At 46.4% G+C, this 15,602-nt stretch carries 13 protein-coding genes and 5 pseudogenes; 4 read left to right on the forward strand and 14 right to left on the reverse strand.

Annotated features, from left to right (window positions below):
- Positions 1 to 221: 221 nt before the first annotated feature.
- The 3 genes and pseudogenes from I8U27_RS20960 to I8U27_RS07965 all read left to right on the forward strand — a co-directional run bounded on the left by I8U27_RS20960 (position 222) and on the right by I8U27_RS07965 (position 1,906).
- Positions 222 to 353 carry a hypothetical protein gene (locus I8U27_RS20960; protein WP_258567745.1) on the forward strand — a complete coding sequence of 44 codons (132 nt, stop codon included), beginning with the start codon at positions 222 to 224 and terminating at the stop codon, positions 351 to 353.
- A 12-nt stretch (positions 354 to 365) separates the two neighbouring features.
- Positions 366 to 884: pseudogene (locus I8U27_RS07960) on the forward strand (MFS transporter); the annotation flags it as partial.
- Positions 885 to 1,258: 374 nt separating this feature from the next.
- The gene (locus tag I8U27_RS07965; RefSeq protein WP_181751133.1) at positions 1,259 to 1,906 is read left to right on the forward strand and encodes a TetR/AcrR family transcriptional regulator; all 648 of its coding nucleotides are present in this window, start codon (positions 1,259 to 1,261) and stop codon (positions 1,904 to 1,906) included.
- 96 nt (positions 1,907 to 2,002) lie between these two features.
- Here the strand turns inward: I8U27_RS07965 and I8U27_RS07970 are convergent.
- The 14 genes and pseudogenes from I8U27_RS07970 to I8U27_RS08025 form a co-directional block, all read right to left on the reverse strand.
- A pseudogene (locus tag I8U27_RS07970) lies at positions 2,003 to 2,164 on the reverse strand (6-phospho-beta-glucosidase); the annotation flags it as partial.
- Between the two features lie 48 nt (positions 2,165 to 2,212).
- Entirely contained in the window at positions 2,213 to 3,439 is a 1,227-nt protein-coding gene (locus I8U27_RS07975; RefSeq protein ID WP_181751134.1) for a family 16 glycosylhydrolase, read from the reverse strand.
- A 463-nt stretch (positions 3,440 to 3,902) separates the two neighbouring features.
- Positions 3,903 to 4,329: pseudogene (locus I8U27_RS20550) on the reverse strand (family 4 glycosyl hydrolase); the annotation flags it as partial.
- The gene (chbG, locus tag I8U27_RS07980) at positions 4,328 to 5,071 is read right to left on the reverse strand and encodes a chitin disaccharide deacetylase (protein ID WP_181751135.1); all 744 of its coding nucleotides are present in this window, start codon (positions 5,069 to 5,071) and stop codon (positions 4,328 to 4,330) included. The pseudogene I8U27_RS20550 and the gene chbG, both read right to left, overlap by 2 nt.
- A gap of 19 nt (positions 5,072 to 5,090) precedes the next feature.
- Positions 5,091 to 6,419, reverse strand: coding sequence for a PTS cellobiose transporter subunit IIC (gene celB, locus I8U27_RS07985; RefSeq protein WP_181751136.1), 1,329 nt, complete (start codon positions 6,417 to 6,419; stop codon positions 5,091 to 5,093).
- A 1-nt stretch (position 6,420) separates the two neighbouring features.
- Positions 6,421 to 6,678: pseudogene (locus tag I8U27_RS20555) on the reverse strand (PTS sugar transporter subunit IIB).
- The gene (locus I8U27_RS07990; RefSeq protein WP_181751137.1) at positions 6,647 to 7,801 is read right to left on the reverse strand and encodes a DgaE family pyridoxal phosphate-dependent ammonia lyase; all 1,155 of its coding nucleotides are present in this window, start codon (positions 7,799 to 7,801) and stop codon (positions 6,647 to 6,649) included. Before I8U27_RS07990 ends, I8U27_RS20555 begins: the two are co-directional and overlap by 32 nt.
- Before the next feature lie 42 nt (positions 7,802 to 7,843).
- Positions 7,844 to 8,489: pseudogene (locus I8U27_RS07995) on the reverse strand (DUF4310 family protein).
- A gap of 1 nt (position 8,490) precedes the next feature.
- A complete protein-coding gene (locus I8U27_RS08000) occupies positions 8,491 to 9,276 on the reverse strand; it encodes a DUF4311 domain-containing protein (protein ID WP_181751138.1) in 786 nt (261 codons plus the stop codon).
- An 89-nt stretch (positions 9,277 to 9,365) separates the two neighbouring features.
- Positions 9,366 to 9,704, reverse strand: a complete 339-nt coding sequence (locus I8U27_RS08005) for a DUF4312 family protein (protein ID WP_181751139.1) — start codon at positions 9,702 to 9,704, stop codon at positions 9,366 to 9,368.
- Positions 9,705 to 9,707: 3 nt separating this feature from the next.
- Entirely contained in the window at positions 9,708 to 10,073 is a 366-nt protein-coding gene (locus tag I8U27_RS08010; protein WP_181751140.1) for an SFCGS family glycine-rich protein, read from the reverse strand.
- A 2-nt stretch (positions 10,074 to 10,075) separates the two neighbouring features.
- Positions 10,076 to 10,444, reverse strand: a complete 369-nt coding sequence (locus tag I8U27_RS08015) for a PRD domain-containing protein (RefSeq protein WP_181751141.1) — start codon at positions 10,442 to 10,444, stop codon at positions 10,076 to 10,078.
- Positions 10,437 to 11,561 carry an amidohydrolase/deacetylase family metallohydrolase gene (locus I8U27_RS08020; RefSeq protein WP_181751142.1) on the reverse strand — a complete coding sequence of 375 codons (1,125 nt, stop codon included), beginning with the start codon at positions 11,559 to 11,561 and terminating at the stop codon, positions 10,437 to 10,439. Before I8U27_RS08020 ends, I8U27_RS08015 begins: the two co-directional genes overlap by 8 nt.
- A 14-nt stretch (positions 11,562 to 11,575) precedes the next feature.
- The gene (locus I8U27_RS08025; protein WP_181751143.1) at positions 11,576 to 13,438 is read right to left on the reverse strand and encodes a BglG family transcription antiterminator; all 1,863 of its coding nucleotides are present in this window, start codon (positions 13,436 to 13,438) and stop codon (positions 11,576 to 11,578) included.
- 387 nt (positions 13,439 to 13,825) lie between these two features.
- Between I8U27_RS08025 and I8U27_RS20965 the strand changes: the two genes are divergently transcribed.
- Positions 13,826 to 15,493, forward strand: a complete 1,668-nt coding sequence (locus tag I8U27_RS20965) for a glycosyl hydrolase family 18 protein (protein ID WP_181751144.1) — start codon at positions 13,826 to 13,828, stop codon at positions 15,491 to 15,493.
- Positions 15,494 to 15,602: the final 109 nt, after the last annotated feature.

Consider the following 15,602-nt stretch of genomic DNA (forward strand, 5'->3'; position numbering starts at 1 on the left):
GTTAACTACTTCTCTTTTTTGTTTGACTAACTCATGCTCATTAAAATTTATTTTATTAATAGTTAGAAAGAACGATCATTTAGAATTTCCTGCTACTAAAATTGGGTCATTTTAGATATCTAACAGTAAGCGCTTACTTTACATCCATAAAAGTTTATATTAGAATGAACCTGAACCGAATTTCTCAATAAGGCGGAGCTGGTTAAAACCAGTTGTAAAGAATGAGTAAGCGTTCAATTATATTTACGGGGATTCTATTGGGTGCGGCGGCGAACATGATGATGCAAACTGTCGTCGCCACCATTCTGCCTCAGGCCGCTCAGGAATTGGGCGATTCCCACTTGTATGGATGAGTCTTTAGCGGATATTTGCTCATGTCCACGATTACGATCCCGTTGTTCGCCAAATTAGCGGATCTTTATGGTTATAAGTTGTTTTTCAACCTTGGGATGTCTGTTTTTCTCATTGGCTCTTTCCTGTGCGGGTTGGCACCTTCTCTTTCATTTTTAGTTATGGCACGGTTGATTCAAGGGGTTGGGGCTGGTGCACTCGGTCCTGTCACAGTCGCTTTAATTAGTACATTGTTCCCCATTGAAAGCAGAGGAAAAGCCCTGAGTGCTTTTGCTGCTATTCAACTGTTTTCCAATCTTTTGGGACCGATTGCCGGAGGGATCGTTTTCGCATCCTTTGGATGTTCTTCCGTCTTCTATATGGTCATTTCATTTGGACTCCTTTCCTTGATCACCATCCAGTTCGCCCGAATGCACAGAGACCAGACAAAACCAACTTCCTTGAAAAATATTGACTATTGGGGAGCATTGCTTCTCGGTACCGCTATTGCTTTATTTATTCAAATATGGATATTATATGAAAAATATGGTTGAAACTAGAATATCACCGCCCTGTTGGTTGGCAGTATTCTGTTGTTTATCTGGTTTATGTTTCAAGAGAACAAACACCCGGATCCCGTCTTGTCGCCACACCTGATCCGAATTCGCAACATGTCCTTAGCGAATCTGAGTGCCCTGTTGGTTGGCATATTAATGTATGGGGCCATTGCAATCTTTCCTCTTTACGCTACAGTTATATTTGAAAGCAGTTCCACTCAAAGCACTCAGTTTTTACTGCCCTTATGCTGGGGTTAAGCACCGGTATACTCTTTTCAGGTCGCATGATACAAAAGATTTCTTACAAAATGTTGGCGATTGGTAGTCAGTTTGAAGGAGCAGCCGCGAATGGAAAACGGAAGGGGTAGAAAATGAACGATCAGCTAAAAGCATTATTAAAAGAATCTCACAATATTTTGATCGACACCAACCTGACAGATAAACAAAAAGATATCATCCGGGCAGCCTTGGAGTTATTTGCAGAAAAGGGCTATGACGGGACCACTACCCAGTCTATTGCACAAAAAGCAAAGGTGTCAGAGAAAACGCTCTTTAAGTACTATCGCAGTAAACAGGAGTTGTTCAGACAAACGGTTTACCCTGCCATGTTACAAGCATTACAACCCATGTTTATGGAACGTATAGAAGGAATTTTAAGCAAAGAAAATGACTATCATGATATCCTTCACGCCGTATTTAAGGACAGAGTAGAATTTGCCATAGAAAACACAGATGTCATGAAGTTAGTATTTCAGGAACTTCTCTTAAGTCCGGAATTTCGCGAAGTGATGTCGGTGTTTGTGAAACAAAATGTGTTGCCGAGGATTTCACAAGTATTCCAAACCATGAGCGAAGCTGAACATTTAAGCATGCCTCTTCCCTCTTTGATCCGCGTTGTTCTCAGCTTGCTTGCCGGATATGTTATAACTCGAACGATTCTCATACCTGATCAGGAATGGGACGATGAAAAAGAAATTCAATTCATGTTGGATATTCTATTTAACGGTATAGACAGATAAAAAAGAAAAAACCCTTTCCTTTCAAGGGTTCTGATCAGTGGAAACATCACTTGATAACTCCGGGAAATGAGATTAGGAGGAAATATGAACCTCCTCTTAAAAAAATTGCGGCAAATATTTTTTGTGCGCCTCTAACATCTCATCAAGAATTTGCTTTGCAATCGTATCTGAAGGGACTAATGGATTGATCGTCATCGCCAACAGCGCTGAGCCGTCGTCACCCGTTACAGCCGCTTCAGCAGTTACCCGTCTTCTCGACCAATCATTTCTGCCGGCCATACTTATTCTCCATTCATTACTATATCATTATGGCTTTGTATAGGAGTACCAAGCGGTGTCATACTGGGTTCCCCCGGTATTATAAGTAAATTGATACTGGAGAACCTGACCCGGACTCAAACCGGTCACAGTGTACTCCCACCGGGCTGAACTGCTGTTGTATGTCATATAAACATTTTGCTGGGACAAACCAGGACGAATGTAGTGCAAAATCACATAGTTCGCAGTTGCGGGAGGTTTGTACCAGACTTTCGCCTGAGTCGGGCTAACATTCTCCACACCATAATTAGAGCTGCCGGGTGGGTCGCCTGGATTGCCACCGTTGCCTCCTTTCGTCCATACAGCTACATAGTCAATGCTCATCGATGCACCTGAAGCGGTAGAGGATGTCGGATTACCCGGCCAGCCACCGCCGATCGCGAGGTTCAGGATGATGTAGAATCCATGGTTTGTTGCGTTCGCCCAGGTTGTTGCGTCAACTTGATTCGCGTTAACTGTATGGAAATGCGAACCATCGACATACCAGCGGATTTGTTCCGGCGATACACTCCTGTCCCACTCGATCGTATACCTATGGTACGCGGACTGAAGTGAAGGGGAGAATCCGGATTGGCTGCCTCCAATTCCACTTGTCTCATTACAGGGTCCCCCGGGGCTCACCCCACAGTGGAGTGTGCCCCAGACTGTATTGGCTCCATTGACGTTCTCCAGGATGTCGATCTCGCCAATACCGGGCCAGTTCCAATAATTGCCGCGATATGGCTCACCAAGCATCCAGAATGCCGGCCAGTAGCCCTGAGCGGCAGCGCCCGTAACGTTTGGCAGCCGGATGGAGGCCTCCACACGCATCACGCCACCCGGAGGTGGCTGAAAGTCCGTCCGTTGAGTTTCAATCCGGCCGGAAGTCCATCCTCCGCTCGAGTCCCGAATGGCTTTAATCACAAGGTGACCCGAACCGTCCTGGTAGACGTTGTTCGTACTATCCGTCATAAACTCTATTTCACCTGTACCCCAATTTGCCGGACCACCAGGATAGCCGTGGCCAATGTCGTAGATCCATTTTGCCCTGTCCACACCGGTACCTGAAGCTCCATTGAAGTCATCGCTAAACTGCAGGGTCCAGCCGGGCATCTGAGGTACCGATGCATGAGCCCTGGGAGAATGATAGAATAAGGAAACAATCATCGTTAGGATCAAAGTAACGATGAGGAGTATACGTGAAACACTCTTCCGTACAGCTAACAAAGTTGACATCACTTTTACCTCCTTATTCAGATCATTGGAGATTTGACTCTTCCCCAAAAACCACATGCAAAAAAAGAGTTTACTGTCATATGCGGGCACAAAATTGCTTCAGCAAACCAGAACTTAAGCCCATGAAAGTTCTTTGCCATAAATTGTTTTTCAATCATCTGTCTATTCAAACAATTCCATCGAAATCGGTTTCATATAGAATAACAAATTTGAGTCGTGAAAACCATGGGTAAAAAGTCCCATAATCCACTTGTTTGGCAGACTCCATACATTCGTAAAAGCAAGAACCCTTAAAAAGCAAGGGTTCTGGTTAATCGAAACATCACTTGCCCCCGGTTTACCGGGAGCTCTTTTTTATGCACAACAGGTGGAGTTTTCAGGGGTTTTCGTACAACCAGGTTGCCCTATCATGTTGTTCGAAAGTTTATAGTAGAATGTAGGTTGATATATCCAAAAAATAGAGTTAGGAAGAAATATTCACTCCATTAAAAAATTGCGGCAAATATTTTTTGTGTGCCTCTAACATCTCATCAAGTATCTGCTTCGCAATCGTATCTGCAGTTCCCGTTCAAACGATTTTATTTGTTGCACGAGACCTCTGACTGCAACTGGCAGATCTCCACCCGCAATCGGCTTCAGCCCCTCTCCGGTGATGGCGCAATGATTTCTACGGCCGGGTCATCGGGGATGCCCCCGGCAATGGCCTTGTTAATTCCTTACGTTTACATCCCGCTTATCATTGTAGATTGAATGAATTAAGCTGCATGCTGCATCACTATAATAAGCATTGCCAAATTTGTATCTTTGTATCGTTCAAACAATTCCTCTTCAATGATCTTAACCACTTCTGCCTGTGTACTCTCTTTTCTGACCGCCTCACACTCCTGTTCATTCTATTTCCCTGAATGTGATCAGTTCCATGTTTCGCTCCCTGATCAATTCCTTTGTACGCGGATCGGTCAGAACAGCCAATTCCTTCGTACGCGGCAGATGATAAGAACTCCCCGTGAGCACCCCGGCATCCAGGTAGGCGGGATGGCACATGATTTCAGCCGTCTCTGCCTCTTCAACAGTATCCAGCATCTTTTCAAACCATTCAACCGTTACGTGATCTCCGTAAAAGCCGGAAAGAAAAAGATCGGTTGTCTTCACTAGCTTCCGGTTTTCCTTATGGACCGGGCTGGTTGTGAAATTCCGGACAGGAAGCTGATACCGTTCAGCCAGACGAAGGACGATCGGCAAAACGGCGTTGTGAAAATGAACATGATGGTGAGAGTCAATATGGGTCGGTGTTATACCGGACGAGAAAAATCTTTCCATCTGGCAGGTAAATTCCCGTTCAATATCAGACACTTGGGCATAGGAGAAAAGATCCTCCTTTTTGTGAAATTCCCCCTGATCATTGACTAATGACGGGACATGGTCACTAAGGGGCGATCCGCATGTTAATGTAAGGTGAATTCCCACTCCAAGTCCCGGATGTTCTTTTGCCAGTTCAAAGGCATGGCTGGCTCCAGGCATATTTACCAGCAAGGTTGCCGAGGTGACAATTCCATATTTATACGCATCGATGATCCCAAAATTAACTGCGCGAGAATACCCGAAGTCGTCTGCGTTCACAATCAGTTTCATCATTGACATCCCCTTTCGCTCAACCCCCGGTTGCCTCCTGATTCTCTTCCTTCAGCTTTTGCTTATCCCACAATCGGAAGAATGGGTAATAAATCGCCAGAGCAACCAAAAAGTTTACCAGTTGCAGAATACTTCCCGAGATCTTTCCGCCTGTCGCCAGATAACCGCTGATCAGAATCGGGGTTGTAAAAGGGGCAGCCACCCCGTTCGGCCTGGCCACCAGTCCCGTCGACATCGCAAAGTAAGAAATAATAACCAGTACAACAGGTGTAATGATAAAGGGAATAAACAAAATCGGATTCATGACGACAGGCATCCCAAAGATGACAGGCTCATTAATGTTAAAAATTCCTGCACCGATCGACAGTTTTCCCAAACTTTTCATCTGCTGGCTTCGGGCCCTGATCACCATCCATACGACAAGGGCCAGAGTTGCACCCGACCCTCCTACATAGATCCACAGGTCCAAAAATTGCATTGTAATCACGTTGGGAAGTTCCGCATTCGGACTCGCTTGAAACACGGCCCTGTTTTCGTCCATTAACGCTAACCAGATCGGTTTCATAACGGTGTTGACCAGTGCGCCTCCGTGCAAACCCGTTGTCCAGAGCAGATGAACAAGGACAACAGCAATAAGGGTTCCGATCAAACTGCCGCCGAAAGCACTTAACGGAGCACTGAGCCATTTTCCAATGATATTGTGAATGCTCTCAAATGATGTCTGTTCAATACCAATCCGGATCAGCCAGACAACCGTCAAAACAACAAACGCCGGAATTAAAGCAACAAAAGAGGCGGAGACATTAGGCGGCACACCATCAGGCAGCTTGATCACAAAATTGCGCTGTATGATTCTTCTGTATATTTCTGTTGAGAATATGGCGATTATCATGGCAACAAACAACCCTTTGCTTCCCATCAGGGTCACGGGAATCACGTCTCCAACCTCAAGTGCTTCTTTCCCACCGGGTGGAGTAAACATCGTTTTATAGGGGGTCGCCAACAAAAAAGCTGCTACCGAAATGGCTCCCGCTGACAAGGAATCAATTTTATACCTTTCTGCCAGCCTGTAAGCAACACCGAAACCGGCAATCAGGGCCATGATATCAAACGTTGCCCCTACAGGATAAAGCACTTTTTCCTTCCAGGCATCTCCGAATATTCCTGCCATAAACTCTTCATAGCCCGGAATGGGGAGAGAGGCAACAATCAGGAAAAATGAACCAATAATGATTAATGGCATTGCCAAAATAATTCCATCGCGAACCGCTTGAAGGTGCTTCATTTCAGCAATCCTCCCCGCGATCGGCATCAAATAACTTTCGAGGAATTTCATTAAGGCATTCATATCATTTTTTCCCCCTATTAATCAAACTTAAAGCGTACTCAAGCACCTTCTTCCCATTCACCATTCCATAGTCGGCCGGGTTGATCATCTCCGCTGGGATGCCTCTGGCCTCCCCATCCTTTTTCAGCCCAAAAAGTTTGTAACGAATCTGCGGGTCAACCAACTAAACATCTGCCTGGTTAAAATAAGATTCAACTTCATCTGCCGAAACAGCCCGAATCTTTACCTCAATCCCCATCTGTTTCGCCGCCTGCTCCATTTTTGCGACAAGCAGGCTTGCGGATGAGACCCGCGATTTCTTTAATCCGTTTGATGATAAGCTGTTCCTGACCCGGTAACAAAGGTCTTGGATCAATATAGATCATTCCGGTATTCGCATAATGATTTCGGGTATAGATCGCGGGATCTCCCGATTCCAGATGGCGGATGAGTTCACAGGCGCTCATTCCAAATTTTTCGGAGTCGATCCTCAGCTCCGCCCTGTAAATCTCCCGCCCTGCTTCATCTTGTACCACTCTGCCTTCAATCCCTGCCATGCCTTTGATCTGTTCCACCAGCCGGAGCATCCGCTGTTTTTGTTCCTGAGACAAGTCTTCCCTTGATTCATAGCGCTTCAGGGCTGTTAATAACCCCACAACCGCTTCCTTTCCCACCTTCATGGCTCTTCCTATTCCTTGGTACTGGGCGCGGCAGGCTTCAATCAAATGGGACCGGCCACAAATAAATCCGGACGTCGGTCCTTCAATCGCTTTTCCGCCACTATAGATCACAAGGTCCGCCCCCATGTTAATATATTTGCGAAGATCCTCTTCAGCTGCAGCATCAACAATAACGGGGATCACGCGCTCCTTTGCAATAGAAATCATCGTTTCGAGTGATTGCATCCCCTTTTGAACAGCATGGTGTGATTTCACATAAAAAAGAGCCGCTGTTTGATCTGTGACGGAGTGGATCAGATGGTCTTTTTCCACATGGTTGGCCTGTCCGGCTTCAATGACTTTTCCTCCGCCTAAAGAAATCATCTGTGTCACTGAAGCACCAAAGTGAACCGCGTGCCCTTTTTGGATCAAAATTTCATTTTTAAGCCCATCCGAAAAAGGCAGCTTTTCAATCCGGGTCAAATTTGTGCCCGCAATAACAGCGGCCACACTGATCGCGATTCCGGCGGCGGCCCCTGAAGTCGGGCATCCATCCTCAGCCCCGGTGACGGTTGCAATCGTTTTGCCTGCTGCAACCATTAGTTCTTGAATATCAACATAATCCATCGCTGCCTCGGAAATCGCCCCGGCCACTTTCGGATGGACCGCACTTGCACCCAGTGCAGTCATTTTCCCGCTCGCATTTACAATTTTTTTTAAACCAAAGTTCTGATAAATCCCCATACGAACACCCCTCATAAAAAGAGGGCTGAAATACAGCCCGGATTAGTTTGTGGAAATGGGAAAAATGGCTCCCATCACCATGGCACCCAGAATAGCCCCTCCGGCAATTGGCTTTTTATAAGCGTAGAATACGGCCGCCCCAACCGTCGCTCCAATCCCTACCGGAATTGAAGCCATAATGGCCGCAATCACAATCAACGGTCCCAAATAACGTCCTGCTGCGTTCCCAGCCCCCATCATCACATCGGCACCAAAGGTGGAGTTTGTGGAGCGGATTGTAAATTTACGAATGAAAATAATAATAAAACCAATCAATGCACCGATTCCCGTACCCGTTACAATTGAAAAGGGAAAGGAAGTTAAAGGAGCGGTTATTCCCGCGGCCAGCATGATGGCGGGAATTCCAATGCCAACACCGGTTTGCAAGGAGCCGCCAATGTCGAGAATCCCGACCAGCGGGCCTTCCAGGATCCGGGCGAATAAAAAGCTGGCTCCAAATGCGGCAGCAGCACCAAAGCTGCCTCCTTTCATACCGGCCTCCAACATTGCCACAACCGCAATGTCATTAAATGCACCGATATGATAAACATAGTATGTGAGTTCCCGCAAAAATTCCGGCTGAAAGACAAGCAACAAACAGGATGAAAGCATTTTCGGAATACCAGAAACCTTGATAGGATGAATCCAATTTACTTCACCTCCGAACCAAAAAACTTGTGAAATTCGATCAGCCACTCTGGAACCTCTGCATGGATGCTTTGCAACAATTTTGCATCAAAGCCGCGGAAAAACGCGCTGAGCACAAACAGCAGAACTACAGCAATCACAAGTGTTTTGGTAATTCTGTTCCAGCCGCTGTCATCGACACCTTTCCCGATCAAAATGCCCAATACTATGCCCGGAACGGCATTCCCCATGATCAAGTGTGCCATCCCTCCCAGAACAGTTCCCCATATCCCTGTACGCTTTCCGGCATCCATCGCCGCCGTCCAGAATACAATCGGCATAATCGGGTTTATCAACCAGTCCGCAGCAGGAATCAGAACTGTAGTCGCTACCTTCTGCATCGATTCAGGGATTGAAGCCGCCGTAGAATTCATTACAGTTACAACGATCATCCCTGTAATCGCACCTGCCAGTGCCATCTTTTTGGGATTGTGCAATGTCTCTGCGACATTTTTGTTTTTCCACAAGAGGGCAGCAGCCGCCCAGTTAGGAATAATCCTGTGTTCAACATCCTGGGTAAGCGCTCCGGCGCCTACGACAGATGCCCATGAGTTAAATAAAAATCCCAGGCCAAAAGAAAAATGGGCAATAGGGTCCCCTTCACAGGCATTCAATTCCCCAAAGGTACGGAAAGCGCCCATCCCTTGTACTCTGGGAGCGTGAAACATTCTGGCTGCCCCCGCGCCAACACCGAATCCGACCAATGCGCCGATCATGATGGATTTTAAAACAATGATGAAGGTATCCATATTATCCCTCCCATAGCGAGACTCGGGGCTGATCCCCTGCAAGGCTTGTATTTCTCCGGTCTTCTGACAGCTATGTGATATCCGGAAATTTACTCCATGCGAATCAGGTGCTGAAGCGGTGACATCTCCTTTTCTTCTGTCTCAAATTCAATCTTTTCAACATCAATCATCCGCACTTGAACAGTAATTTTTGCTGTTATTTCATAACGTGTCCGTGTCCTTGGAAAGAAAATTCCCAAAAATCTTTCCGTGTAAAAGGTTTTCTTAGCCTGGAGGATTTCAACGTTTTGCGGCTCGATCCGTAAAGGCAATCCGTCAACTTCCCGGGCGATTTTGCTTTTAACCTGTAAGAAAATCTGATTAAATGCGGCCTCCTTTGTTTCTCCCGCTCCGCTCAAAGTTAAATGATGGACCAACGATTTAACCATTTCTTACCCCCCAATCCTTTTCATATATGCTTGTGTAAGCCGTCTCCCCAACTCTTCCGTATCCATAAATCCAAACCCGATCACTTTCTTTCCGTCCTGCAAAGCCCTCACACCGGCTTCAACCGAACGAAGACTATATTCAACCGGATATTGATATTTCGTTTTTGCAGTTAGTGCACCTGCTCCGCCGCTGCCGCAAAAACAGATGCCAAAGTCTGCTCCTTCTGTATGCATAAAATCCCCAACCTTCATGTCCGCTCCGACACCCGGGATCAAAATGGGGATTCCACCGGCAGCTTCAACTCCTTTCGCCACCTGTTGCCCTTTTCCTAACCGGTCACCAATGACCACTTTTACTTTTCGTTCCATTTTTATTCCCCCTGTTGTTCCATTTTTGCCGTCTCAAAATGCAGGGCAAGCAGAAGTATCTCAGTATTGCAAATATTTCGTCCATTATGATGGCCATAAGCTTCAAGAACAAGCCGGCTAACCTCTTTCATTTCATCACTTACTTCTTCCCACACTTCCGCTTCAATTGGCGGGAGAGATTCCCCCTTCTCCATGCGCTTTATAAAGGCCAGCAAGTGAACGGCGACTGCCATCCAGCGCTCCTGTGAAAGAGACAGCGAGATCTGTTCCGTCCGTTTTTTGATATTGAAAAGCAAAGATGTTAATTCGGTTTTTTCCTGCCAAACAAGCGGATTTTGTTGTGAAATCTCCTGAATCAACTGATCAATCATGTCTCCATACCTTTCCAGATTTAATAGTGTACTTTACTTTCAGGTAAGAATTTGCTTTCATCTGTTGATTTTCCGAATCAACAAGCGTAACAGGCTCAGGAATCCGTTTTAGAATGGTGACATCAGCAATGTTCTGTTTTTTTAACGTCCCTATTTCATCGCTTAAACCCAACACTTTTGCCGGTGTCCACGTGGATGCTTCGATCACCTCACTGAGCGGGAATCCCAGAGATAAACATTTCGCCATCGTCATAACCAGACTGAATACCGGACCGTTCACATTCCCGCGATAAATATCGGTACTGATTGTATGAGGGAACACCTGAAGTTCCTTGGCCCTTTTCATCGTTTGAAAGCTAAAGCTTGAACTGCCGTGCCCTACATCAAAAAGCACCCCTCGCTTTAATGCCCGATCCGCTTCCGGAATCAAATGCCCATCTTCATCCAGGATCCCCCCTCTCTTTCCGTGAAATGCGTGTGTGACAACATCACCCCGATCAAGAAGGTCTAAAATATCTCCAAGCCCAGGCGGGGAGTTTCCGATATGAACCATTAAAGGAAGTCCTGTTTTTTGTGCCAGTTTCTTGGCAATCAAGAGAGGCTTTATGCCATTTTCCTTCACGACAGATCTGCTCATACGTGCTTTAATGCCTCGAATAAGCGGATACTGCTTGATCAGCTCTTCCGTTTCAGCCGGTTTCAGCATACTTAGATCAGACAACTCTGAAAGGCCATCACAAAGCCCCTGAGATGCGATATTGATCCACAAAAGGACCCGGGTTTGATTTTTCTCCACAACATTCCTGAGAAAGGAACGAAAATCACGACAACCTGTGCTGCCCGCATCCACAATCGAGGTTACACCCTGCTCCACTCCGACATGATCTGCATTTATTCCCAAAGCCGTTCGTTGTTCAAATACATGAGTGTGAAGATCAATCAAACCCGGGGTCACCAAACAACCGGAAGCATCAATTGTTTCTTTTGCAGAATCTTCCGGAACCGAGCCTGGCTGAAATATTCCCGCCATTCTTCCGTTGTTTATTCCGACATCAAAGGAACCGAAAATGTGTTGAGAAGGGTCTATAACCGTTCCGTTTACAATCAACAGGTCCATCAGACTCTCCTTTCTCAGACAAAATAGCAAAGAATGGCATTAATTTCACTCTCAGGCACATCTAACTTTTTTTCTTGTAAAATCCGTATCAGCTTGGCCCGAATCGTCGCCATTGGTTCCGTTTTCCACTCATGATTCGCTCCTGTGCCGTCGTATAAGGCGCCAAATGCCATTCGGTTAACCATTAACATCAGATGCAGAGCCAGTCCCTCCGCACGTTGATCACTCAAATACTCCCTCATTTCTGACCGTATGGTCCGGCTAAGATCAAATCCCTTGCAGATCACCTCCTGAGTAAACCGCTCCATCGCCGGAAGATTCATGAAATTTTGGTCAACCGCGGGTTGAAGGTGATGGTTTGAACGAAGTTCTGTTATCGTTTCTTCAATGAAAGTAAAATCTTGTTTGGTCGGAATGCTGTTTACCACCACAACAGGAATTGACGCCTCCACATCGACGACACTTATGACTAAATCAGGTCTTTGCGATTGAATTTGACTTTCCAATCCAATCGCTGAACAGCATCCAATCACTTTCAGGTGCCTGATTTCCTGCTCTAAAATGGTCTGTAAGAATTGCGCAGTCCCTCTTCCGGTTCCACACACCACCAACGCTCTACATTTCTTTACCTCTTCCTTCCGCCTGATTGAGGCAAGAAAATGAAGAACGATATAGCCAATGTCCGGGTCAGCAAAATGGATCTTCCGTTCCCCAAATACATCATGGCAAGCTTTTTTTACAATTTTAAATATATCCGGGTAAGAGCGTATGATATCAGAGATGAGAGGATTTGGGTCGGCGACACCACATTGATATTTTGACAGCTTTTCTGTCATATGCGCCAACAGATGTTTGATCAAAAGAGCATCCTCTGCAAACGCAACCTTCATTTGCACACTTACTTGTGCAATAAGCTCCAGGGTTAAAGTATAAAAGTCCCGCTGTCCCAGTTGGGTTAGAGATGTAAATCCCCTCATAGTGTGCCGGCAGATAAAACACGTTTCATGATCAGTCACTTGCAGATCTAATAAGACAGATAACCGGGCCAGATTTTCCTTAAATATTCCGAATAAGTCTGATTCCTTTATTTCAAGAAACTCATCCTTCTTATAGACAATCTCCTGATGTAAACGCAAACGTTGGACAACGATACACAGCCGAATAAAAATCCCGATCACCATTCGATCTGTAAAATCAATCCGGGCCTCTTTTTCAGATTGCTCGGCGATACTCTTTACAACTTGAAAAATGGACTTGAGATCATACCGTGATAAGCGAAACTTTTTCATCACCCGTCTGACCTGCAACGGGATATCACTTCCCTGAATAATCGCCCGGACAATATCAAACATCTCGCTTCCGGTCAGCATCTCTTGCACAGTATTTTCCAAAGCGGCACGGCGGAATATTTCAGTGGCTGCCAACCGAATCCCCAGCCGGCTTCGTTCAACATTTACATTCCAATCTTTAAGCAGACTTTCCGCCACAGACAGATCAGAGACAAGGGTATTCCTGCTTACATTCAAGTTTACGGCCAGCTCATCCATTTTGATAAACCGATCCTGCAGCAATAATTCCAACATCAAATATTTCACCCGTTCCTGCGGTTGCAGGAACACATTTGTTTCCCCGCTTTTTTCCAAAATACGCTGCAAATTGTGACGAGTGGCAGGCTCCCCGCCAATCCAGATCCCTTTATTCGGTTTGGAGTGCAGTTCAATTTGGTGGCTGTTTAACCAACTCCGCACAGATTCGAGATCATATTTTACTGTCCGCTCACTCACCTGCAATTCCCGGGCAATATCTTTAATCCGGATGGGTTCCTGCGAATTTAAAATCATGCACAACATTTTATGGGAACGTGATGTTATCAGCATGATTTTCCTCCCGCAAAAGCTCCTTGTTTATAGAAATTATATGATAAGCGCTTATATTGTAAAAAGAACAAATTTATTCACCATAAATTAGTGCAACTTTTGATAAACTGGATATATTATTCAAAAAATACAAAAAAGTATTCGTTTCATGCGCTTAAATATGTGCCAAAGCGTAACATATGGCCTTTACCGGGTCATCGGCAATCTGCCCCGTCCGCCCCTCAAATTATTTTAGTCTATTGGTATAGACAACTTTACCACTTTAGAGTAAACTACGAATAGATAGAATATTTTATCCTTTACGAATCATTGTAAACGCATACACCAATAGGGGCTTTTATCAGTTTTCGCCTGTGCCACAATTTATCCAGTAAAGAAGAGGTGGGAATGTTGATCTTAAGAGGAAAGCAGACAGCGTTGATTGCTTCGCTGATCGCGGTACTTATTTTTAGTACCTTTCCGGTAGCGGATTCCACAAATGTTTTTGCGGCGGGCAACCAAGTGAGTGCAACAACCTGCCAGGAACCGGCTTGGAATGCGTCAACCGTCTACCATGGAGGGGACCGGGTTTCCTATAACGGTAAAATTTATGAAGCGAAATGGTGGACACAAGGTGAGCAGCCGGACCAAAGCGACCAATGGGGCGTATGGAAATTTATCGGTGACTGCGGAGGCGGGGTTGAAGATACAGAAGCTCCCTCGGCTCCCGGCGGGTTGACGGTTACCGGAACCACCAGTTCCAGTATCTCTCTTTCCTGGAATGCATCAACAGACAACGTTGGCGTTTCAGGATACGACGTATACCGTGGCACCACTCTCGCTACAAGCGTAACGGGTACTACAGCGGTTGTATCCAGATTGGCGTCAAACACCACCTACTCATTTACCGTAAAAGCAAAAGACGCGGCAGGAAATGTCTCCGCGGCGAGCAATCAGGTAAGTGCAACAACCAAGCCCGGCAATTCAAACGAGATCACACGGCGATATGTAGCCTACGCAAGTACGTGGAATACGAGTCTTTACGATCTTACACCCGGGAATATTCCGAACTACATCACTAATGTGAACCTTGCTTTTGCGAGGCCGGATACAACCTATCAAAAAGGTTCGTACGAATTTGACCAGGCGGTGGCCGGCTTTGAGTTCGTCGAAGGGGCGACGACCAGCAACGGACAGAAAAAACTTACCCCTCAACAGGCACAGGATCTGCGCAATCATATCGCGGCTTTGAAGGCACGCGGCACAGAGGTCTGGGTTTCGGTCGGCGGCTGGGCGTACAGCCAGGGAAGTCAGTGGTCCAACTTTAACGCACAGCGCGTAGTCGATCTGGCACTCGATTTGGGCGCATCCGGCATTGATATTGACTGGGAATCCAGCGGCAGCAGTTGTAACAAACTGGAGGCCTCCCAGTTCCAGTGCACCAAAGACGGTGAGATTGCCGGCATCATCACCAGCCTTTACAATGAGATCCATTCGCGCGGGGTAAACCTGAAAATCTCCATCGCCGGATGGTCGACCGGCGCTTATTACGTCAAAGGGACACCGTTTGAGGAAGGAAAAGTGCAGTGGGGTTCTCCTTTCGGCGGAACGATGTACCGTGTTGTTAAGGATCATGGCGACAAAATTGATTTCATTAACCTGATGTCCTACGATGCGGGTGACTATTATGATCCGCGCGAGGGGTATGAGTCTTACCGCGCCATCTACAACGGTCCGATCAATATGGGGATGGAGATCGCTCCCGAGGGTTCCGGCGGAGCTATTCTGGAGGTAGAAGCCCCACCCGGCACCGTGTATGACGCTGAGATGCTTACCGGGCAAAATAACATAGCGTCCAGGTACTACAATGTCGAAACCATGGTCAACTACATTAAGAACAAAGGCAGATCCTACGACGGCTTCATGATCTGGCAGCTCTGGAAACAGCGCGTCCATCAACCGGCTCCGGCGGGAGCAGCAACAGAGAACAGTGCGGGACAATACGTTTGCCGCAACCTGCCGCTGGCGGGAGACTGCAACCAGACGATCCCGAACCTGCCGAAGCTGACTCCTTGATCAAAAGCTACAAAGGGTAATTTGCAGGCAGACTGCTTATTGCCTGTCAACCGGTTCGTGTAAAGTCCTGTTCTGACAAGACATGTTCAAAAACAGAGGCAATCAACCG

Source organism: Paenactinomyces guangxiensis (assembly GCF_016055185.1).
GTDB lineage: Bacteria > Bacillota > Bacilli > Thermoactinomycetales > Thermoactinomycetaceae > Paenactinomyces > Paenactinomyces guangxiensis.

What these genes read in the sequence shown, in the direction of transcription:
- I8U27_RS20960 (WP_258567745.1), top strand. Translation starts at nt 222, where the DNA reads ATGAGTAAGCGTTCAATTATATTTACGGGGATTCTATTGGGTGCGGCG.
- I8U27_RS07965 (WP_181751133.1), top strand. Translation starts at nt 1,259, where the DNA reads ATGAACGATCAGCTAAAAGCATTATTAAAAGAATCTCACAATATTTTG.
- I8U27_RS07975 (WP_181751134.1), bottom strand. Translation starts at nt 3,439, where the DNA reads ATGTCAACTTTGTTAGCTGTACGGAAGAGTGTTTCACGTATACTCCTC.
- chbG (WP_181751135.1), bottom strand. Translation starts at nt 5,071, where the DNA reads ATGAAACTGATTGTGAACGCAGACGACTTCGGGTATTCTCGCGCAGTT.
- celB (WP_181751136.1), bottom strand. Translation starts at nt 6,419, where the DNA reads ATGAATGCCTTAATGAAATTCCTCGAAAGTTATTTGATGCCGATCGCG.
- I8U27_RS07990 (WP_181751137.1), bottom strand. Translation starts at nt 7,801, where the DNA reads ATGGGGATTTATCAGAACTTTGGTTTAAAAAAAATTGTAAATGCGAGC.
- I8U27_RS08000 (WP_181751138.1), bottom strand. Translation starts at nt 9,276, where the DNA reads ATGGATACCTTCATCATTGTTTTAAAATCCATCATGATCGGCGCATTG.
- I8U27_RS08005 (WP_181751139.1), bottom strand. Translation starts at nt 9,704, where the DNA reads ATGGTTAAATCGTTGGTCCATCATTTAACTTTGAGCGGAGCGGGAGAA.
- I8U27_RS08010 (WP_181751140.1), bottom strand. Translation starts at nt 10,073, where the DNA reads ATGGAACGAAAAGTAAAAGTGGTCATTGGTGACCGGTTAGGAAAAGGG.
- I8U27_RS08015 (WP_181751141.1), bottom strand. Translation starts at nt 10,444, where the DNA reads ATGATTGATCAGTTGATTCAGGAGATTTCACAACAAAATCCGCTTGTT.
- I8U27_RS08020 (WP_181751142.1), bottom strand. Translation starts at nt 11,561, where the DNA reads ATGGACCTGTTGATTGTAAACGGAACGGTTATAGACCCTTCTCAACAC.
- I8U27_RS08025 (WP_181751143.1), bottom strand. Translation starts at nt 13,438, where the DNA reads ATGCTGATAACATCACGTTCCCATAAAATGTTGTGCATGATTTTAAAT.
- I8U27_RS20965 (WP_181751144.1), top strand. Translation starts at nt 13,826, where the DNA reads ATGTTGATCTTAAGAGGAAAGCAGACAGCGTTGATTGCTTCGCTGATC.